The following is a 20,401-nucleotide window of genomic DNA, read 5'->3' as shown; positions in this document are numbered from 1 at the left end:
AATTTGTTTGCACCGGTTTGTTAGAACAGGGCGCGCAGCTTTGCCGGCTCCAGGCCGCGCTGGTCGGGCCGTTCGGCAGAGCCCACCATCGGCAGCAGTTCGGCCATGGCGGCGATGGCAATGGCATAGGGCGTCTTGTCACCACCGGTGCCGCCATTGGCCATGCCGATGGGGCAGCGCACCCGGGCCAGGGCCGCGTCGTCGTGTCCGGCATCCTTGAGCCGCGAGCGGAAGCTGGCCCACTTGCTCTTCGAGCCGATCAGGCCGATGGAGGCTATGTCGCCGCGTTTGAGCAGGGCGTCGACGAGTACCCGATCCTCGGCATGGTCGTGGGTCAGTACCAGTGCGTGGCTGCCGGCCGGCAGTGCCTCCACAGCGGCCTGTGGGTCGGCGGCGTGGCGGCAGTCCAGCCGTGGCTGATCCGCGGCCCAGGCGGGGAAGGCGCCTTCGCGGCTGTCGTGCCACAGCACCCGCCAGGGCAGCGGGGCGGCCAGGCTTACCAGTTCGGTGCCGACATGGCCGGCACCGAAGAGGGCCAGTGTCGCCGCGCTGCCGGGAAACACTTCCAGCAGTACGTTGACGAAGCCGCCGCAGCACTGCCCGCTGCGCCCGCCCAGGGCAAAGGCCTCGAGGCTCATGCCGCTCTCGCCGCGGGCCAGCTTTTCCCGGGCCGCATCGATCACCTGGAACTCGAAGGTGCCACCGCCGAGGGTGTCGCAAACGGCATCCTGGGTGATCACCATGCGCGCGCCGGGCTCACGGGGCGTGGAGCCGGCGCTGGTTACCACCGTGGCCAGCGCATGGGGCAGCCCCTCGCTCTGCAGCCGATGCAGCGCCTCGTGCCAGGCCTGCGGACGCGGCGCGTTCATCACACCGCTCCCTGTGCCTGTGCGGCATCATAGCGGCTGCGCAGGGCTTCGGCGGCCATCAGCACTCGCTCCGGCGTGGCCGGGGTATCGAGTCGCGGGGCCTCGGCGTAATCGGTCAGGCTCGCCAGGGCGTCGCGCAGCGCCGACCACACCGCCATGCCCAGCATGAAGGGCGGCTCGCCCACCGCCTTGGAGCGGTAGATGCTGGCCATGGAGTTGGGGTGGCCCTCCATCAACTTGACGTTGAACACCGGCGGCAGGTCGCCGTAGGTGGGGATCTTGTAGGTCGCCGGGCCGTCGGAGATCAAGCGCCCGGCCTCGTTCCACTTCAGTTCCTCGCTGGTCAGCCAGCCCATGCCCTGGATGAAGCCGCCTTCTACCTGGCCGAGGTCGATGGCCGGGTTCAGCGAGTCGCCCACGTCGTGCAGGATGTCGACCCGATCGACCTGGTACTCGCCGGTCAGGGTGTCGACGCTGACCTCCGCCACGGCGGCGCCGAAGGCGTAGTAGTAGAAGGGGCGGCCCTGGCCGACGTTGCGGTCGTAGTGGATCAGCGGCGTGGCGTAGAAGCCCTTCTCGGAAAGCGAGATTCGGTTCAGGTAGGCGGTTTGCACCAGCTCGCCCCAAGGAATGCGACGCTCGCTCTCGCCGTGGCCGGCAACGAGATGGCCGGACTCGAGGCGCATGTCTTCACGATCGAGCCCCTGATCCTTGTAGAGGTGCTCGTGGGCAAAATCGAACAGGCGCTGCTTGAGCTTGAGGCAGGCGTCGCGGGCGGCCTGACCGTTGAGGTCGGCGCCGCTGGAAGCCGCCGTGGGCGAGGTGTTGGGCACCTTGTCGGTACGCGTGGCGGTGATGCGCACCTCGTCGGTATCGAGCCCTAGCTCACGGGCCACCACCTGGCAGATCTTGGTGTGCAGGCCCTGACCCATCTCGGTGCCGCCGTGGTTGATCATGACGCTGCCGTCGGTATAGACGTGCAGCAGCGCGCCGGCCTGGTTGAGGTGCTTGGCGGTGAAGGAGATGCCGAACTTCACCGGCGTCAGTGCCAGGCCGCGCTTGACGATCGGGCTCTCGGCATTGAATTCGGTGATGGCGCGGCGCCGCGCCCAGTAGTCGCTGCTGGTCTCGAGCTGTTCGACCAATTCCTTGAGCAGGGCGATCTGGTCCACCTGCTGGCCGTAGTGGGTCATCTGGCGGCCGGGGCGGTAGAAGTTGCGCTTGCGCACCGTCAGCGGGTCTTCGCCGATGCGCCGGGCGATGTCGTCCATCGCCGCTTCGATCACCATCATGCCCTGGGGGCCGCCGAAGCCGCGGAAGGCGGTATTCGACGCGGTATGCGTGCGTGCGCGATGGCCCGTCACGCGGGCCTCGCCCAGCGAGTAGGCGTTGTCGCTGTGGAACATGGCGCGGTCGACGATGGCGTCCGACAGGTCGGGCGAGTAGCCGCAGTCGCCGATCACGGTGATCTCGCCGCCCTGGATCACGCCCTGTTCATCCACGCCGAGACGATAGCGGTTGTGGAACGGATGGCGCTTGCCGGTGACGCGCATGTCGTCGGCACGCGGCAGGCGGACGCGGGTGGTGCGGCCGGTGCGCCGCGCGATCAGGGCGGCAATGCAGGCCCAGGGCGAGGCCTGGGTCTCCTTGCCGCCGAAGCCGCCACCCATGCGCCGTACCTCCACGGTCACGGCATGGAACGGAATGCCCAGCACTTCGGCCACCAGCTTCTGGGTCTCGCTGGGGTGCTGGTTAGAGGTGTGGACGATCACGCCCTCATCCTCGGTGGGTTGCACCAGGCAGGCCTGGCCTTCTAGGTAGAAGTGCTCCTGGCCGCCGACGAACTGCTCGGCCTCGACCACGTGAGCGGCATTGGCCAGTGCCTGCTCCCAGTCGCCGCTCTGCTGCACGTGGGTGGGGCGCACGAACTCGCCGCGCTCGGCGGCGGCCACCGGGTCGAGGCAGGCCGGTTGTTCGTCGATTTCGACGACGGCGGCCTGCACCGCCTCGCGCGCGGCGCGGTGGCTCTCGGCGGCCACGGCAAACATCACCTGGCCGACGTAGCTGATTTCCTCATCGACGAAGATGGGGTCGCCGGGGAAGACGGGGCCGATATCGGTATGGCCCGGTACGTCGCCAAAGCCGATCACGTCGACGACGCCCGGCATCGTCCGCACCTTGTCCAGGTCGAGCCGCGTCAGGCGGCCGTGAGCGACGGGAGAGAGGCCCAGTGCCACGTGCAGGGTATCGGCGGGCGCCTTGAGATCGTCGATGTAGGCGGCGCGCCCCGTGACGTGCTTGACCGCGCTCTCATGGGCCTGTGCATGTGGATGAGGAGCCGCATGCACGGTATCCCGCGCCAAGGGGCTTGAGCCCTTGATGCGACCGTCGAGCTCGTGGCGGGCAGTTTCCGACTCCGCGCTCACGTCAGGTGCGGTCGATTTATTCAGCTTAGTGAGCGTACGCATGGAGCATCACCTCCCGGGGGCTATCGGACTCGGCCTGAGCGATCACGAGGCGCAGGCGCTCGAGCAGGTTGGCGGCGGAGAGCCGGCGGTATTCGGCGCTGCCGCGCACGTCGGACATGGGCTGGAAGTCCTCGGCCAGGGCCTCGCGTGCGGCAAGGAAGGCTGCCGCATCGGGGGCCTGACCCTCCAGCGCCGCCTCGGCACGGGCGGCGCGCTTGGGAATCGCCGCCATGCCGCCGAAGGCTAGTCGCACGTCGCGCATCACGCCGTTCTCCATGCGCCAGGCGAAGGCGCCCAGCACTGCGGAAATGTCATCCTCACGACGTTTCGACAGCTTCCACACCTTGAGAGTTTGGCCCTCGATGGGGCGAGGCAGGAAGAGCGCCCGAATGGCCTCGCCCTCGCGCAGGGCGGTACGCTTGTAGTCGAGGAAGAAGTCTTCCAGCGGCAGTTCGCGCTCGCGCACTCCATGATCATCATTGGGGCCGACCAGGCGCAGGCGCGAGCCCAGCGACAGCAGCACCGGCGGGGTATCGCCTATGGGCGAGGCGTTGGCAACGTTGCCGCCCAGGGTGCCGCGGTTGCGCACCTGCTGGGAGCCCAGGCGGTGCAGCAGGTGGGCGAAGGCGTCGTAGTGCTCCTCGAGCAGCGGCTCCAGGCGCGTATAGCTGACGGCAGCGCCGATCCACCAGCCTTCGCGACCGTCTTCCAGCGTGGCTTCCTCGATGACATTGAGCTCGGCCACCCGGGTCACGTCGATGACACGTTCGAAGCGCGCCAGGCGCTGGGTGGTTTCGAGCCACAGGTCGGTGGCGCCGGCCACCAGGCGTGCCTGGGGATGCCGCGCGAGGCAGTCGGTCAATTCAGCGAGGGTTGTCGGCTGCAGGAAGGCGGCGTCGAGGTCGAGGCGTTGCTCGCTCACTTCGCTGTCACGGGGTGCTGCAGCATCAAGCCACAGGGGGCGATTGTCCGGGTGGGCATTCATGCTCAAGGCGGCATCGCGGATCGGCCGATAGCCGGTGCAGCGGCACAGGTTTCCGCCCAGCGCGGCTTCCAGGCGCTGGGGCGTCAACGGTGCCGGTGCCTGGCGCTGCTGTTCGTGCAGGGTGAACAGCGACATGACGATGCCCGGCGTGCAGAAGCCGCACTGGCTGCCGTGGCACTCGACCATGGCCGCCTGGGCGGGGTGCAGTGCCTCGCCCTGTGCCAGGCCATCCACCGTGACCAGGTAGCGACCATTGAGCTGATGGGCCGGTGTGATGCAGGCATTGGCGCTGTGATAGCGCAGCTCGCCGTCGGGGCCGGGCTCGCCGATGGCTACCGTGCACGCACCGCAGTCACCCGAGGCGCAGCCCTCCTTGGTACCCGTGACAGCCAGGGTTTCGCGCAGCAGCTCGAGCACGCTGGTCTCGGGAGAGGCCTCGCTCCGACATGGCTGCCCGTTGAGCATGAAGTCGATCATCGCCTTGTCTCTTGTTGACGTTGTGATAACTGACCGGTCGCCACGCAACGAATGGTCGGCGCTCGACCGGATCACTGCGAGTTGACCAAATGGTCAGGATGATCTCAGCATGGGCCAGAATGTCGCACTTTGCAAGCGCCATATGGCGATAAGGGTAGGTGGCAATGGTCGTGTCGGCCGCACGCCACTTGAGGCGCCGCCGATGGTCTCATTTGCAGGAACCGCTGCGGTGGGGCACTCTCTTGGCTTCCCACCACCATTCACAGGGCAGGGGCCTGTCGATGACCGACATGACCGAAACCGAGACCTTGCCGCCAGCGCGGCAGGGGGGCGAGAGCAATGGCGCCACTCGCGAGCGCAACGAGCGCGAGATTCTCGAAGCCGCCGAGCGGGTCTTCGCCCAGTACGGCTATCGCGGCGCCAGCGTTCAGGCCATTGCCGAGGAGGCGGGGCTGCCCAAGTCCAACGTGCTCTACTACATGGGTAACAAGCGTGGCCTCTACGTGCGCCTGCTCGAGCGCATGATGGCGCGCTGGAATGCCCTGCTCGACGACATCAGCGTGGAGGACGACCCGGCCGAAGTGCTCGAGGCGTTCATCCGCAGCAAGATGCAGCTTTCCCGCCGCCACCCCGAGGGCTCGCGGCTGTTCGCGGCCGAGATCCTCGGCGGAGCGCCATTCTTGCAGGAGTACCTGCGCGGCGAGCTGCGCGTATGGGTGCAGACCCGTGCCAAGGTCTTCGAGCAGTGGGCGGAAGGTGGACTGATGGATCCAGTCGACCCGGTATGGCTAATCTTTTTGATCTGGTCGGCAACGCAGCACTACGCCGACTTCGAGGCCCAGGTTCTCGGCATCACCGGCAAGGATGAGATATCCGATGCCGACGTGGAACGGATCACCCAGTTCCTGACCCAGGTGATCCTGAAGGGTTGCGGCGTACAGTCACGGAAGGACTAGAACCGTGGCTTGCCGCGGCAACTGCACGGCCGCCGCCTTGGCCTTGCCCATTATGTTCGTATGATGACCTTCCCATGAAAATGGCCGAGCTGCCGATCGAAGCGCGCCTGGACGCGTTGCGCTGCGCCCTGGCGCGGCATGCGCGCGTTCTGCTGGTGGCCGCACCGGGGGCGGGCAAGACCACTCGCGTGCCGCTGGCGCTTCTCGGCGAGACCTGGTGTTCAGGACCGAGCGGGAGCGGCAAGCTATTGCTGCTCGAGCCGCGGCGTGTGGCTGCGCGATTGGCGGCCGGCTACATGGCGCAACTGCTGGGCGAAGCAGTGGGGGAAACGGTCGGCTACCGCATGCGGGGCGAGAGCCGGACAGGGCCGACCACGCACATCGAGGTCATTACCCAGGGCGTGCTGACGCGCATGCTGCAGGACGATCCGCTGCTCGACGGGGTGACCGGCATCGTCTTCGACGAATTCCATGAGCGCAGCCTGGAGGCCGACCTGGGCCTGGCGCTGGCGCTCGACGCCCAGTCGGTACGCGATGACCTGCGCCTGCTGGTGATGTCGGCGACACTCGACGTCGAGGCCCTGCTTGGCGTGCTGGGCGAGGATGCGCCGTTGGTCGACTGCGAGGGACGTCAATTCCCGGTCGACACCCGTTACCGGCCGCTCGGCTCTTCCCTCAATTCACGCGAGGACACGGCTCGCCAGCAAGCCGCGGCGGTGGGCGAGGCGCTTGCCCATGCCGAGGGTGATGCCTTGGTGTTCCTGCCCGGTGTAGCCGAGATTCGCCGCCTGGCCCGGGAGCTTGGTCAACGAATGCCAGAGCTGGCGATTCGCGAGCTTCACGGCCGCTTGCCTCTGGAAGAGCAGCGTCGCGCACTGCGTCCCGAGCCGGATGGCAGGCGGCGGGTGGTACTGGCCACCGCCATTGCCGAATCGAGCGTCACCGTCGATGGCGTTCGTATCGTGATCGATGCCGGCCAGGAGCGCGTGCCGGTGTTTCAGCCTCGCAGCGGTCTCACGCGTCTTGAGACCCGCCGCGTCAATCGTGCCAGCGCCGATCAGCGTCGCGGCCGCGCCGGGCGCCAGGGCCCGGGGCTGTGCCTGCGGCTGTGGGCCGAGGAGCAGCCGCTCGTGCCTCATGGCGAACCCGAGATCCGCCAGGCCGACCTGGCGCCGCTGGCTTTCGAGCTGGCCCGCTGGGGCATCGTCGACCCGGCTGATCTGTCCTGGGTCACGCCACCGCCAACCGCCGCGCTGGAGGCGGGGCGGGAGCTGCTGCAGCGGCTCGGCGTGCTGGACGAGGCCTTCCTGCTCACTGCGCTGGGACGTGCGTGCGTTCGCTGGCCCACCCATCCGCGGCTGGCAGTGATGCTGGAGCGGGCCGGCGGACTCGACGCGCGGCCCTTGGCCTGTGCACTGGTCGCGGCGCTGGAGACCCGGGACCTGGACGACGAGCAGGATCTCGAGCGTGGGCTGGAAGCGCGTCTGGCGAACCCGCGTGCTCATCCGCAGTGGCAGCGTGAGGCCCAGCGCCTGGCCCGCCTCGCCGGCGTACGCCTCGATGTGGGTAGTCTGGCCCCGCTGGGTGAATTGCTGGCATTGGCTTACCCCGAGCGCGTGGCGCAGCGAACTGCTCATCAGTTCGGGCCGGGGCGCTTCCGCCTGGCGGCCGGCGGCCTCGCCACCTTGCCTGAGCGACATCCGCTGGCCCATGCCGAGCTGCTGGTGGCCGCCGACCTCGACGGTCAGGTCAGCGGTGCGCGAATCTTTCGCGGCGTGGCCATCGAGCGGGAGCGGCTCGAGGCGCTGTTCCCCGAAACGCGTGAATGGCAGGCCAGCCTGGAGTGGTCGGACGAGCAGGGGCGCCTGGTCGGCGAGCAGGTTCGCGGCCTGGGGGCTGTGGTGCTCGAACGCAAGCCTTTGCAGACGCTGCCGCCCGAAGCGGTACGGCAGGCGCTGCTGGATGCACTTCGCCGTCGCGGTGAGCTGCCCTTCGGCGACAACGACGAGCAACTGCGTGGGCGTTTGGCGCTGCTGCGTCGAGAACTGGGCGACACCTGGCCCGATTGGTCAGTGCCGGTGCTGCTGGATACGCTCGAGACATGGCTGGGGCCGCACCTCGACGGTATAAGAAGCCTCGACGCGGTGGCGCGACTACCATTGGGGCGCCTGCTGATCGACAGCCTCGAGTGGCCGCTGCGCGCTCGGCTCGACGAATTGGCGCCGGAGCGGCTCGCGGTGCCCAGCGGCTCGCAGATCAGGCTCGACTACACGCCGTGCCTGGACGGAAGGGCACCGGTACTGGCAGTGAAGCTGCAAGAAACCTTCGGTTGGCGCGACTCGCCGCGTATTGCCGAAGGGCGGGTCGCGGTTCTGTTGCATCTGCTCTCGCCGGCGAGGCGGCCGCTGCAGGTCACCGCGGACCTGGCGAGCTTCTGGGCCAACGGCTACCCCGAAGTGCGTCGCGAGATGCGCGGTCGCTATCCCAAGCACCCCTGGCCGGAGGATCCTCTAGCCGCTGAAGCCACGGCGCGGACCAAGCGCCGCTCGTGATCGTAGTGTAATTTCACTGTGTTCTGGGCGTGCTGCCTCGCGTTCGTGCGCTATCGGAAGGGCGCTTCCTCGTCCCGGTTTTCGTCCACCTGCGTAACAGAAGCTTCTCCAGCTCGACGACGAGAAACAGGGCGATGCTGCAACCGACTACGAGCAACCAATGGCGCGGACCGAGCGCAGCGCTATCGAATACCGCCTGCATGAAGGGCAGGTAGGTCCAGGCGAGCTGCAACACCAGTACGAGCCCGATGGCGATCCACACCGGACGGCTGCCGAAAAGTCCCTGCACGGAGAGGTTGCTGCGCAGCAGGTACCGGCTGTTGATCAGGTAGGCCGCACTGCCCATGACCAGCGTATTGACGGCACCGGCGCGAGCGACGGGTTCGTCGCCTTCGACGTGAAGAAGCCAACTGAACATGCCGAACACGGCGATGAGCAGCAGCAGGGAGACGAAAGCGACGCGCCAGAGCAGGAACAGATCAAGCAGGGCGGCGGTGGGGTCGCGTGGACGCCGCCGCATCAGGTTTTCCTCTCCCTTCTCGAAGGCCAGCGCCAGACCCAGGGTCACGGCGACCACCATGTTGACCCACAGCGCCTGCAGCGGAGTGATGGGCAGCTGCGTCCCGGCCAGCACGGCGAGCATGATCGCCAGGCCCTGGGCACCGTTGGTGGGCAGCAGGAAGGTCACCGTCTTGCGGATATTGTCGTAGACCTTGCGACCCTCCTCGATGGCGCCGACGATGGTGGCGAAGTTGTCGTCGGCCAATACCATCTCGGCGGCTTCCTTGGCCGCCTCGGTGCCCTGGATGCCCATCGCCACGCCGACGTCGGCGCGCTTGAGCGCCGGACCGTCGTTGACACCGTCACCGGTCATCGCGCAGATGCCGCCGCGGGCCTGCATCGCCCTGACCAGGCGCAGCTTGTGCTCGGGGGCGGCACGGGCGAACACGTCCACCTCGTCGATGCATCTCTCCAGCTCGGCGTCGCTCATGGCCTCCACGTCGCGGCCGGTCAGGGCGCGTTCGGTATTGGCGAAGCCGAGCTGCCGGGCGATGGCCAGCGCCGTGACGGCATGGTCCCCGGTAACCATGATCGGGCGGATGCCGGCCGAGAGGCAGCGCTCGACCGCCCGTATCGCCTCTTCCCTGGGCGGGTCGAGCAAGCCGACGAGACCCAGGAGGACCAGGCCTTCCTCGGCATGTGTCTCGTCAAGTTCCGAAGTGGCATGGATCGGCTTCTCTGCCAGTGCCAGTACGCGCAGGCCGCGGGCGGAGAGGGCATGGATCCTCTGCTCCCATTCGCTCGGATCGAGTTCGGCATCGCCAGCCTCGGTGCGTACTCGGTGGCACATCTCGAGCAGCCGGTCCGGCGCCCCCTTCACCATCAGCGTGGGCTGGCCGTCCACCTCGTGCAGGGTGGCCATGTACTTGCGCTCGGACTCGAAGGGGATGGCATCGTGGCGGTCGTGGCGGCCCCGCAGCGTGCCGGCATCCAGACCCGCCTTGGCCGCCGCCACGACCAGGGCGCCCTCCGTGGGGTCGCCGTGGATCCGCCAGAGCCCAGTCTCGTCCCTGGCCAGTTCGGCATCGTTGCAGAGCACGCCCACCTTGAGGAAGTGGCGTAGGGCATGATGGTTGTCCAGGTCCAGCGGTTCGCATGCGGCAATGCCATCGCCGGCGGGCAGAAAACTGCCCTCGGGAGCGAAGCCGACGCCGGTCACGGCAATCTCACCCTCCGGTAGCCAGATGGCCTGGGCGGTCATCTCGTTGCGGGTCAGTGTGCCGGTCTTGTCGGTGAAGATGGTGGAGATGGACCCCAGCGTCTCGACGGCGGGCAGGCGGCGAATGATGGCATTGCGCCGGGCCATGGCCTGGACACCCAGCGCCAGGCCGATGGTGACGATGGCCGGTAGCCCTTCGGGAATGGCCGCCACCGCGAGCCCTACGGCCGCCATGAACATTTCGCTGGCGGGCTGGCCATGGACGAACGCGCCGATCGCCGCGGTGACGACGGCAGCGCCCAGAATGAAGATGGCCAGCACGCGACCGGCGCGGTCGAGCTGACGCAGCAGTGGCGTCTTGAGCTTCTCCACGCCGCGCAGCATCTCGGAGATGCGCCCGATCTCGGTCTCGATTCCGGTGGCCACGACGACGCCCTGGGCGGTGCCCTGGGCAACGATGGTGCTGGCGTAGGCCATGCTGCTGCGTTCGGCCAGATCGGTCGCCTCGGCGACCGGCGCGGTCTGCTTGTCGACGGCGACCGATTCGCCCGTCAGGGCGGCCTCCTCTGTTCGCAGCCGGTTGGCCTGGAGCAGACGCAGGTCGGCGGGCACCCGATCACCGCTCTCGAGCAGCACGATGTCGCCCGGCACCAGTGTCTCGGCCGGGACGGTCTGGCGGTGCCCGTCGCGCAGCACCTTGGCCTGCGGCGAGAGCATGCCGCGAATGCTCTCCAGGGCATGCTCGGCCTTGCCTTCCTGAACGAAGCCGATGAGCGCGATGATCGTCACCACGCCGACGATGGCCAGGGCATCGAGACGGTGCCCCAGTGCCAGGCTGGCGATAGCGGCGACGATCAGGATCATCATGAGCAGGTTGTTGAACTGCTCCAGCAGGCGCTTCCACCAGGGTCGCGCGGCCTGTTCCCGCAGTTGATTGGGACCATGCTCGGCGAGACGTTCAGCGGCAGCCTCGGTGGCGAGACCTTCAGGACGGCTCTCGAGCCTCGTCAGCGCCTCATCGGCAGAGAGGGCGTGCCAGGAAAGCCGTGGGGGTTGGGTGGGCATGTCCATATCTCCGCAGAACGATACCCTTGTTATTAGCATGGCCGATGCTGCAGTGCGGTGATGTAGGACAAGAATCGAGCCGCAAGCTGATACGGAGAGAGGATTGAGGGATGCTCGGCATTGGCGAGCCGGGTATGCTGCCGGCACTACGACTGACAGGGAGATTCCCATGCCATCCGCCGATACCTCCTCATGCGCCGGGAAGCTTTGCCCTTGCGGCAGTGGCCAGCACTATTCGGCGTGTTGCGGCCGTTACCATGGCGGTGTGCCGGCACTGACGCCGGAAGCGCTGATGCGTTCCCGCTATAGCGCTTTCGCCCTGGACCTGCACGACTACTTGCTGGCGACCTGGCACGCCAGTACTCGACCGACGGCGCTGGAGCTGGACGAGTCGACACGCTGGGTGCGGCTGGAGGTGCTTGACCAGAGGCAGGACGGCGACAAGGGTCGTGTGCACTTTCGCGCCACCTTTCAGGAAGGTCGTCGCTGGGCGGTACTGGAAGAGAACTCCCGCTTCGTGCAGGAGGCCGGGCGCTGGTTCTATGTCGATGGCAAACCCGTCATCGAACGCATCAAGCCCGGCCGCAACGACGCCTGCCCCTGTGGCAGCGGGCGCAAGTTCAAGAGTTGCTGCGGCCTGGGTTGACCCAGTCAGATGAGTCCTGTCGTTGAGACCCGTCAGAGCATCATTGCTGCCAGCCAGCCGAAACCGATCAGCGGCACGTTGTAGTGCAGGAAGGTGGGCACCACGGTATCCCAGATGTGGTCGTGCTGGCCGTCGGCGTTGAGCCCGGCGGTGGGGCCGAGAGTCGAGTCCGAGGCCGGCGAGCCGGCGTCGCCCAGGGCGGCGGCGGTGCCCACCAGGGCGATAGTGGCCATGGGCGAGAAACCGAAGCTCAGCGCCAGCGGCACGTAGAGCGAGGCGATGATCGGCACGGTGGAGAATGACGAGCCGATGCCCATGGTGATGAAGAGCCCGACGAGCAGCATGATCAATGCCGCCAGCACTTTGTTGTCACCGATCAGCTCGGCCGAGCCTTCCACCAGCGCGGACACCTCGCCGGTCGCCTGCATCACCCCGGCGAAGCCGGCCGCGCTGATCATGATGAAACCTACCTGCGCCATCATGCGCATGCCTTCGGTGAAGATACCGTCCTGCTCATGCCAGCGGAACACGCCGCTGACCGAGAGCAGGGCGAAGCCGAAGAGTCCGCCGAGCACCATCGAGCCGGAGAGCAACTGGGTGACGACCGTGCCTACCAGCGCCGCAGTGAGCACCGCCATCTGCCAAGGCGCCAGATGCCGGGCGGCCTGGGCCGGCGTCTCGTCGCCGTGGGCCAGGTCGCGGTCTTCATAATGGCGCGGCCGACGGTAGCTTAGGAGTGCCGCCACCGCGAGCCCCAGCGCCATGCCGCCGATGGGGATCAACATGGCCATGGGCACCATCCCCCGGGTGACCTCGAGGCCGAGTTCTGCGCCGCTCTCGTTGAGGTTGGCGAGCAGGATGTCGTTGAGAAAGATCGAGCCGAAGCCCACCGGCAGCAACATGTAGGGAGCGGTGATGCCGAAGGTGATCACACAGGCGGCAAGTCGGCGATCCAGGCGCAGGTGGTTCATCAGCTTGAGCAGGGGCGGCACCAGCACCGGGATGAAGGCGATGTGCACCGGGATCAGGTTCTGCGAGCTCACCGCCGTGGCCAGCAGGGCGCCGAGCAGGGTGAAGGCGACCCAGCGTCGGTTCGCCGGCTGGTCATCGATATGCAGGCCGCGGATGGCACGCTCGGCCAGCAGCTCGGTGATGCCGGAGCGCGACAGGGCCACGGCGAAGGCACCCAGCACGGCGTAGGAGAGGGCGACGGTGGCGCCGTTGCCCAGCCCCTGGTTGAAAGCGTCCATGATGTCGCCAATGGGCAGGCCTGCCACCAGGCCTCCCACCAGACTGGCGGCGATCAGGGCGAAAACGACGGAGACGCGGGCAAGGCTGAGGGTGACCATGACCAGGATGGCCAGAACGATGGCATTCATGTTGGCTCACTGAGGCAGGAAAGGTAGTGTCAGTAGCGTTTCGGGCAGAATAAAGCCCCGGGCCGAAGCGCCGGGGCAGCGTATCTTACCTCAGCCGGCCCGTCGGGTCAGTGGCTTGGCAGAAGCTCCAATGGCATCAGCTCGTTGAGCGCCCGCGTTGCGAGCAGCTGGATGGCACTCTCGATGTCCGGGGCGAAGAAGCGATCATGGTCGTAGTAGGACACCTGCTCGCGCAGGGCACGCCGCGCCTGTTCCAGGCGCGGCGTGCTCTTCATGCGCTGCTGATTCGAATCGAGTCGAAAATCGAGCCCTTGGCAAGCCGCCAGCCATTCGATGGCAACGATGCCACGCACATTGTCGGCCATTTCCCACAGCCGCTTGCCGGCGGCCGGGGCCATGGAGACGTGGTCCTCCTGGTTGGCCGAGGTGGGCAGGCTGTCGACGCTGTGGGGGTGAGCCAGGGCCTTGTTCTCGCTGGCCAGTGCGGCGGCGGTGACCTGGGCGATCATGAAGCCGGAATTGACGCCGCCGTTCTCCACCAGAAAGGGCGGTAGCTGCGACATGTGAGTGTCCATCATCAATGACACGCGACGCTCGGTGAGCGAGCCGATCTCGGCCAGCGCCAGGGCCAGGTTATCGGCGGCCATGGCTACCGGCTCGGCGTGGAAGTTACCACCGGAGAGGATGTCGCCTTCCTCGCTGAATACCAGCGGATTGTCCGATACCGCATTCACCTCGACGGCCAGCACCTCGGCGGCCTGGCGGATCTGGGTCAGCACCGCGCCCATCACCTGGGGCTGGCAACGCAGCGAGTAGGGGTCCTGCACCTTGTCGCAGTGGGCGTGGGAGTCGCTGATCTCGCTACGCTCGCCCAGCAGGTGGCGATAGGCCGCGGCGGCGTCGATCTGGCCGCGCTGGCCGCGGGCATCGTGGATGCGGGCATCGAAGGGCGCGCGCGAGCTGAGCGTGGCCTCCACGGTCAATGCGCCGCACACCGTGGCGGCGGCGTAGAGGTCCTCGGCCTCGAACAGGCCCTTGAGCGCGTAGGCGGTGGAGACCTGGGTGCCGTTGAGCAGCGCCAGGCCTTCCTTGGGCGCGAGGCTGAGCGGCTGGAGCCCGGCGATCTCGAGCGCCTGGCGGGCTGGTATCCATTCGCCGCGATGGCGGGCCTTGCCTTCGCCGAGCAGCACCACGCTCATGTGCGCGAGCGGCGCCAGGTCGCCGGAAGCGCCCACCGAGCCCTTGAGGGGAATGTGCGGGTAGACCTCGGCGTTGACCAGGGCGAGCAAGGCGTCGAGCACCTCGCGGCGGATACCGGAGAAGCCACGCGCCAGGCTGTTGACCTTGAGCACCATGATCAGGCGCACCAGGGCGTCTTCCATGGGCTGGCCGACGCCGGTGGCATGCGACAGCACCAGTGAACGCTGCAGGTCTTCCAGATGATCGTGGTCGATGCGTGTCTGGGCCAGCAGGCCGAAGCCGGTATTGATGCCGTAGACCGTGCGATCCTCGGCCACGACGCGATTGACGCAGTCGACGGCGCGCTGAATGGCGGTGTCGGCGCTTTCGGGCAGCGTCACGTGCAGCGGCGCCTCGAAGACCTGGCGTGCCTGGGCCAGGGTCATCTTGCCGGGGTGGATCGTCATTTCTTCCATCATTCGCTTTCCTTGTCGAGCATCGGCAGGTCCAACCCGTTTTCCCGGGCACACTGCTTGGCGATATCGTAGCCGGCATCGGCATGGCGCATCACCCCGGTGCCAGGGTCGTTGCGCAGCACCCGGCCCAGGCGGGCATGGGCGTCGTCCGTGCCGTCGGCGACGATCACCACCCCGGCGTGCTGGGAGTAGCCCATGCCCACGCCACCGCCGTGGTGCAGTGAGACCCAGGTGGCGCCGCCGGCGGTGTTGAGCAGGGCGTTGAGCAGCGGCCAGTCAGAAACGGCGTCGCTGCCGTCCTGCATCGCTTCGGTCTCGCGGTTGGGGCTCGCCACCGAGCCGGAGTCCAGGTGGTCGCGGCCGATGACGACAGGAGCCTTGAGTTCGCCGCTTCTGACCATCTCGTTGAAGGCCTGGCCGAGGCGGGCGCGATCCTTGAGGCCGACCCAGCAGATCCGCGCCGGCAAGCCCTGGAAGGCGATACGCTCCTGGGCCATGTCGAGCCAGTTGTGCAGGTGCGGATCGTCGGGGATCAGCTCCTTGACCTTGGCATCGGTCTTGTAGATGTCCTCGGGATCGCCGGAGAGCGCCGCCCAGCGGAAGGGGCCGATGCCCTGGCAGAACAGCGGGCGGATGTAGGCCGGCACGAAGCCGGGGAAGTCGAAGGCGTTGGCGATACCCTCTTCCTTGGCCATCTGACGAATGTTGTTGCCGTAGTCGAAGGTGGGTACGCCCATGGCCTGGAAGTCGAGCATGGCCTGCACGTGCACCGCCATGGACTGCTTGGCGGCCTTGGCCACTGCCTCGGGCTCGCTCTTGCCACGCGAGACATACTCGTCCCAGGTCCAGCCGGATGGCAGGTAGCCGTGCAGCGGGTCGTGGGCGCTGGTCTGGTCGGTCACCATGTCCGGCTTCACGCCGCGTTTCACCATTTCCGGCAGCACATCGGCGGCATTGGCGCACAGGCCGATGGAGACCGCCTTGCCCTCGGCGGTGTAGCGCTCGATACGGGCCAGGGCGTCGTTCAGGTCATCGGCCTGCTCGTCCAGGTAGCGGGTGCGCAGGCGGAAGTCGAGGCGCGACTGCTGGCACTCGATGTTGAGCGAGCAGGCGCCGGCCAGGCTTGCCGCGAGCGGCTGGGCGCCGCCCATGCCACCGAGGCCGGCGGTGAGGATCCAGCGTCCCTTCAGGTCGCCGTCGTAGTGCTGGCGCCCAGACTCGACGAAGGTCTCGTAGGTGCCCTGGACGATGCCCTGGGAGCCGATGTAGATCCACGAGCCGGCGGTCATCTGGCCGTACATCATCAGGCCTTTCTTATCCAGCTCGTTGAAGTGCTCCCAGTTGGCCCAGGCTGGCACCAGGTTGGAGTTGGCGATCAGCACCCGCGGGGCGTCCTTGTGGGTCTCGAAGACGCCCACCGGCTTGCCGGACTGCACCAGCAGGGTCTGGGTGTCCTCCAGGCGCTTGAGGGTCTCGACGATGGTGTCGAAGCACTGCCAGTCGCGGGCGGCACGGCCGATGCCGCCGTAGACCACCAGGTCCTCGGGCCGCTCGGCGACGTCGGGATGCAGGTTGTTCATCAGCATGCGCAGCGGCGCTTCGGTCAGCCAGCTCTTGCAGCTGAGTTCGCTGCCGGTAGGGGCGGCGATCCGGCGGCTGGGGTCGTGGCGGGTGTCGGCGAGGGGAGTATGGCTGTTCATCGGTGTGTTCTCTCTTTGTTGCAGCTATGTCGTCGGCTTTGCCGTGTCGGCATGCCGTTCGGCGTTCGATCAGTTATCCAGCGTGAGCTGGTGGATCAGGCGCGCCGCCGCCCGGGCGGTACGGCCATCGATATCGAAGCTGGGGTTGAGTTCGGCGATGTCGGCCAGGCGCAGCTTGCCGCTGTCGCGCACGGTCTCGACCAGCGTCTCGATCATGGCCAGCGCTACGCCGCGCGCGGCGGGAGCACTGACGCCGGGCGCCTCGGAGGCCGGCAGCACGTCGAGATCGACGGTCAGGTAAAGGTGGTCGCAGTGCGCCATGAAGCGCTCCAGCTCTCGCTGAATGGCCTCGAGGCGGTGCGGCAGGAACTCGCGGTCCTCCTTGACCAGTACGCCGAGTTCGCGGGCGCGAGCAAACAGTGCCCGGGTATTGCTGGCCCGACTGACACCCAGGCAGGCGTAGCGGAACGGCCAGCCGCGAGCCTGGCATGCATCGGCAATCTGGGCGAAGGGCGTGCCCGATGAGCGCACCTGGCCGGGGTCGCGCAGGTCGAAGTGGGCGTCGAGATTGATGATGCCGATCCGCGGCGTGGTTGCGCCACGCGATTCCATATGGCGAGCCAGGCCCGACCAACTGCCGAAGGCGACCTCATGGCCACCGCCTAGCACCAGCGGCAGGTGGCCGCTTTCCAGCAGGACGCTTACGCGCTCGGCCAGACGCTGCTGTGCCTTCTCCAGATCGTCGTTGCCGTGACAGGCCACGTCGCCGGCGTCAAAGACCGGTGCTGCACGATGCCAGGCCAGCGGCGCCAGGGCGTGGCGCAGCGCACGGGGGGCTGCGGCGGCACCGACACGTCCCTGGTTGCGTGCCACGCCGGCATCGCTGGCAAAGCCGAGCAGGGCGACACCCGGGCTGGCGTCGCGCTTGAGCGGCGTGACGACCTGGTGCCAGCGCTGGCTGTCGGGCTCCGGGTCTTCGCGTCCGGCCCACGGCGACATGTCGATGGCCGGGTCGGCCAAGTGAAGGTCGGTATTGGTTTCAGCCATGGCTCGGCTCCCCCTTGAAAATGCGCTGACGCAGGCGGCCCGGCTGAACGGCGTAGGCCAGCTCGGCGGGCGATTCGACGTCCCACAGACACAAATCCGCCGGCGCCCCTTCCACGATGCGACCCAGCGAGCGATCGTGAAGGCCCAGGGCACGTGCGCCGTGAGCGGTCATGCCGGCCAAGGCCTCGCGTGGTGTCAGGCGGAACAGGGTGCAGGCGAGATTGAGCATCAGCGTGGGCATGAACAACGGCGAGCTGCCGGGGTTGGCATCGGTGGCCACCGCCATGGGCACGCCAGCCTCGCGCAGCGCGACGATCGGCGGGCGCTGGGTCTCGCGCAAGGTGTGGAAGGCGCCGGGAAGCAGCACCGCCGTGCTGCCGGCCTCTCGCAGGGCGGCGACACCGGCCTCGTCGAGGTATTCGATATGATCGGCGGAGAGGGCGCCATGGCGCGCCGCCATGGCGCTGCCACCGAGATTGGAGAGCTGCTCGGCATGGGCCTTGATCGGCAGGCCATGGGCCTCGGCGGCTTCGAACACGCGCTCGCACTGCGCCACCGAGAAGGCGATCTTCTCGCAGAAGACGTCCACTGCATCGGCCAGGCGCTGTTCGGCGGCAGCGGGAATCATCTCGCGGCATACCAGATAGATGTAGCCATCGCTGTCGCCCTGGTACTCCGGCGGCAGGGCGTGAGCGCCGAGCAGCGTGGTGACCACCCGCACCGGTAGCGCTTCGCCCAGTCGTCGGGCCACGCGCAGCATCTTGAACTCGTCGTCGACGGTCAGGCCATAGCCGGACTTGATCTCCACCGTGGTGACGCCATCGTGCAGCAGCGCCTCCAGGCGTGGCCGAGCCAGCCGGAAGAGCTCCTCTTCGCTGGCGCCCCGGGTGGCGTGAACGGTGCTGAGGATGCCGCCGCCCTGGCGGGCGATTTCCTCGTAGCTCACGCCTTCCAGCCGCTTCTCGAACTCCCCGGCACGCGAGCCACCGAATACCAGGTGGGTGTGGCAATCGATCAGGCCCGGTGTCATCACGCCGCCACGGCCCAGTGTGTCGCAGGCTTCCGCTGTGGCGCGGTCGAGTTCGCGCATGGGTATGACGCGCTCGATTTTCTCTCCCGCCACCATCACTGCCATCGGCTCGGGCAAGGTGTCGTGGCCATCGAAGAGGGTGACGTCTCGCCACAGTCGGCGCGGCTGGTAGGGCTGTGCTGGCATTGTGGTCTCCATCTCGTTGTCACCGTAATGTATATACATTTAAGCGGTCCCGGTGTCAGCGTCAAGTCGATCACGGGACGTTTCTGGAGTCGAAGTCGCTTCGCCAGTTTCGTAATTCTTTCATCTTATTGTTATTTAAGTAGTTAAATAAAATTATTGATGAATGATATTGGTGTGCCAGCAATCAGAATTAGACCAAGGTATAAGCCCTGTCGAGGGTCGGAGGGTGGCGCCCGGATATCCCTTAATGTATATACAAATAAGGCGCCCCGACATGACGTCGATGCAGGTCATCGAAGTCGCAGACAATCACAATGCGAGGTAAGCACCATGGCGATACCGGAACCGGCCACGCGCAATATTCGCAATGGCAGTTGGCTCACGGCGGCCAAGCTGTTCGTGCCCAGCCTGCTGGGTATCCTGATCTTCTTCGTCCCCGTCACCCTCGGTGGGAGACAGACCATCCTGCTCGACCACATGGTCACCGCCGCCCGTGGCTTGCTGGGCGAGGCTGCTGGTCTCTACGCGCTGGCGTTGATCGTGGCGGGGGCCGCCTATCCGCTGGTGGTAGGAAGTTGGAGGCGCAGCGTGACGGAGCGCATATTCACCGTGCTGAAGCTGGCCGGTGTGGCCGTGGCGGTAATGGCGTTGACGGGATGGGGGCCGGCACTGCTGCACGAGCCGGACATGTTGCCGTTCCTGTTCGACAAGCTGGTGATTCCCGTCGGACTGATCGTGCCGATCGGTGCAGTATTCCTGGCGCTGCTGATCGGTTACGGCCTGCTAGAACTCGTCGGTGTGCTGCTGCAGCCCGTCATGCGACCGATCTGGCGAACGCCGGGCCGCTCGGCCATCGATGCAGTGGCATCGTTCGTCGGCAGCTACTCGATCGGCCTGTTGATCACCAATCGGGTCTACCAGGCGGGGCAGTACTCGGCACGCGAGGCGGCCATCATCGCCACCGGCTTCTCCACGGTATCGGCGACCTTCATGATCATCGTGGCACGCACGCTCGATTTGATGAGCGTATGGAACCTGTACTTCTGGCTGACGCTGGCGATTACTTTCCTGGTGACCGCCATTACCGTGCGCTTGCCACCGCTTTCCCGCTTGGACGATGCCAAGACGGACGGCGAGCCCGAGTCCCTTGCGGGCAAGCGCATGGCGACCGCCTGGCGCACCGGACTGGACGTTGCCGGTCAGGCACCGGCCTTGCATCGCAGCGTGGCGCTCAACGTGCGCGAGGGCCTGCTGATGGCGATCAGCATCCTGCCGTCGATCATGTCGGTGGGGCTGCTGGGGTTGCTCGTCGCCAAGTACACACCGCTGTTCGAGTGGCTGGGCCTGCTGTTCTATCCCTTCGTGGCAATCTGGGGGCTCGAGGATGGCATGGCCCTGGCCCAGGCATCAGCGGCGGGGTTGGCCGAGATGTTCCTGCCGGCGCTGCTGATGGGCGAGGCCGAGTTCGTCGCCCGCTTCGCTGCTGGTGTGGTGTCGGTGTCCGCAGTGCTGTTCTTCTCCGCCTCCATTCCCTGCATTCTTGCCACCAGCATTCCGCTGTCGGTGGGACGGATCGTGGCGGTGTGGTTCCTGCGCGTGGCGCTCAGCCTGATGCTGGCCGTGCCGGCAGGGTACCTGGCGCAGGCGCTGAGTGGCGGGTAGGCGA

At 67.0% G+C, this 20,401-nt stretch carries 13 protein-coding genes; 4 read left to right on the top strand and 9 right to left on the bottom strand.

Annotated elements, in window-relative coordinates:
* Positions 1–20 precede the first annotated feature (20 nt).
* The 3 genes from xdhC to xdhA are packed head-to-tail and all read right to left on the bottom strand — an operon-like array spanning position 21 to position 4,799.
* Positions 21–869 (bottom strand): xanthine dehydrogenase accessory protein XdhC, encoded by an 849-nt coding sequence (gene xdhC, locus ACRWQA_RS11185; protein WP_434228455.1) that lies wholly within the window; start codon positions 867–869, stop codon positions 21–23.
* Positions 869–3,337, bottom strand: a complete 2,469-nt coding sequence (gene xdhB / locus ACRWQA_RS11180; RefSeq protein ID WP_434228453.1) for a xanthine dehydrogenase molybdopterin binding subunit — start codon at positions 3,335–3,337, stop codon at positions 869–871. Before xdhB ends, xdhC begins: the two co-directional genes overlap by 1 nt.
* The gene (gene xdhA, locus ACRWQA_RS11175) at positions 3,321–4,799 is read right to left on the bottom strand and encodes a xanthine dehydrogenase small subunit (protein WP_434228451.1); all 1,479 of its coding nucleotides are present in this window, start codon (positions 4,797–4,799) and stop codon (positions 3,321–3,323) included. Before xdhA ends, xdhB begins: the two co-directional genes overlap by 17 nt.
* Before the next feature lie 290 nt (positions 4,800–5,089).
* Here xdhA and ACRWQA_RS11170 point away from each other — a divergent pair, with 290 nt between their 5' ends.
* Entirely contained in the window at positions 5,090–5,755 is a 666-nt protein-coding gene (locus ACRWQA_RS11170) for a TetR/AcrR family transcriptional regulator (RefSeq protein WP_434228580.1), read from the top strand.
* A gap of 74 nt (positions 5,756–5,829) precedes the next feature.
* Positions 5,830–8,307 carry an ATP-dependent helicase HrpB gene (hrpB, locus tag ACRWQA_RS11165; protein WP_434228449.1) on the top strand — a complete coding sequence of 826 codons (2,478 nt, stop codon included), beginning with the start codon at positions 5,830–5,832 and terminating at the stop codon, positions 8,305–8,307.
* Between the two features lie 13 nt (positions 8,308–8,320).
* On the opposite strand, the gene ACRWQA_RS11160 is transcribed toward hrpB, so the two are convergent.
* Complete coding sequence (locus tag ACRWQA_RS11160; protein WP_434228446.1) at positions 8,321–11,092, bottom strand: cation-translocating P-type ATPase; 2,772 nt, start codon at positions 11,090–11,092, stop codon at positions 8,321–8,323.
* Positions 11,093–11,261: 169 nt separating this feature from the next.
* Here ACRWQA_RS11160 and ACRWQA_RS11155 point away from each other — a divergent pair, with 169 nt between their 5' ends.
* Positions 11,262–11,738 carry a YchJ family protein gene (locus ACRWQA_RS11155; RefSeq protein ID WP_434228444.1) on the top strand — a complete coding sequence of 159 codons (477 nt, stop codon included), beginning with the start codon at positions 11,262–11,264 and terminating at the stop codon, positions 11,736–11,738.
* 32 nt (positions 11,739–11,770) lie between these two features.
* Here ACRWQA_RS11155 and ACRWQA_RS11150 read toward each other — a convergent pair whose 3' ends face one another.
* From ACRWQA_RS11150 to hutI, 5 genes are all read right to left on the bottom strand, one after another.
* Positions 11,771–13,117, bottom strand: coding sequence for a Na+/H+ antiporter family protein (locus ACRWQA_RS11150; RefSeq protein ID WP_434228442.1), 1,347 nt, complete (start codon positions 13,115–13,117; stop codon positions 11,771–11,773).
* A gap of 107 nt (positions 13,118–13,224) precedes the next feature.
* Complete coding sequence (gene hutH / locus ACRWQA_RS11145) at positions 13,225–14,772, bottom strand: histidine ammonia-lyase (RefSeq protein WP_434228578.1); 1,548 nt, start codon at positions 14,770–14,772, stop codon at positions 13,225–13,227.
* Positions 14,772–16,472 (bottom strand): urocanate hydratase, encoded by a 1,701-nt coding sequence (hutU, locus tag ACRWQA_RS11140; RefSeq protein ID WP_446326180.1) that lies wholly within the window; start codon positions 16,470–16,472, stop codon positions 14,772–14,774. The genes hutH and hutU overlap by 1 nt, the downstream gene beginning before the upstream one ends.
* Positions 16,473–16,541: 69 nt before the next feature.
* Positions 16,542–17,519, bottom strand: coding sequence for a formimidoylglutamase (gene hutG / locus ACRWQA_RS11135; protein WP_263583820.1), 978 nt, complete (start codon positions 17,517–17,519; stop codon positions 16,542–16,544).
* Positions 17,512–18,735, bottom strand: a complete 1,224-nt coding sequence (gene hutI, locus ACRWQA_RS11130) for an imidazolonepropionase (protein ID WP_434230958.1) — start codon at positions 18,733–18,735, stop codon at positions 17,512–17,514. Before hutI ends, hutG begins: the two co-directional genes overlap by 8 nt.
* Positions 18,736–19,065: 330 nt before the next feature.
* On the opposite strand from hutI, the gene ACRWQA_RS11125 reads away from it, so the two are divergent.
* Positions 19,066–20,397, top strand: a complete 1,332-nt coding sequence (locus ACRWQA_RS11125; protein WP_434230957.1) for a YjiH family protein — start codon at positions 19,066–19,068, stop codon at positions 20,395–20,397.
* Positions 20,398–20,401 lie beyond the last annotated feature (4 nt).

This window comes from Billgrantia sp. C5P2, assembly GCF_051062895.2.
The sequence above is the reverse complement of the archived record's forward strand: the minus strand, read 5'-3'. Positions and strand labels throughout refer to the sequence as shown.

Bases quoted from the DNA above. Each gene is read 5' to 3' on its own strand.
- xdhC (WP_434228455.1), bottom strand. From the start codon at position 869: ATGAACGCGCCGCGTCCGCAGGCCTGGCACGAGGCGCTGCATCGGCTG.
- hutG (WP_263583820.1), bottom strand. From the start codon at position 17,519: ATGGCTGAAACCAATACCGACCTTCACTTGGCCGACCCGGCCATCGAC.
- ACRWQA_RS11150 (WP_434228442.1), bottom strand. From the start codon at position 13,117: ATGAATGCCATCGTTCTGGCCATCCTGGTCATGGTCACCCTCAGCCTT.
- hutU (WP_446326180.1), bottom strand. From the start codon at position 16,472: ATGAACAGCCATACTCCCCTCGCCGACACCCGCCACGACCCCAGCCGC.
- ACRWQA_RS11125 (WP_434230957.1), top strand. From the start codon at position 19,066: ATGGCGATACCGGAACCGGCCACGCGCAATATTCGCAATGGCAGTTGG.
- hutH (WP_434228578.1), bottom strand. From the start codon at position 14,772: ATGGAAGAAATGACGATCCACCCCGGCAAGATGACCCTGGCCCAGGCA.
- hrpB (WP_434228449.1), top strand. From the start codon at position 5,830: ATGAAAATGGCCGAGCTGCCGATCGAAGCGCGCCTGGACGCGTTGCGC.
- ACRWQA_RS11160 (WP_434228446.1), bottom strand. From the start codon at position 11,092: ATGCCCACCCAACCCCCACGGCTTTCCTGGCACGCCCTCTCTGCCGAT.
- ACRWQA_RS11155 (WP_434228444.1), top strand. From the start codon at position 11,262: ATGCCATCCGCCGATACCTCCTCATGCGCCGGGAAGCTTTGCCCTTGC.
- xdhA (WP_434228451.1), bottom strand. From the start codon at position 4,799: ATGATCGACTTCATGCTCAACGGGCAGCCATGTCGGAGCGAGGCCTCT.
- ACRWQA_RS11170 (WP_434228580.1), top strand. From the start codon at position 5,090: ATGACCGAAACCGAGACCTTGCCGCCAGCGCGGCAGGGGGGCGAGAGC.
- hutI (WP_434230958.1), bottom strand. From the start codon at position 18,735: ATGCCAGCACAGCCCTACCAGCCGCGCCGACTGTGGCGAGACGTCACC.
- xdhB (WP_434228453.1), bottom strand. From the start codon at position 3,337: ATGCGTACGCTCACTAAGCTGAATAAATCGACCGCACCTGACGTGAGC.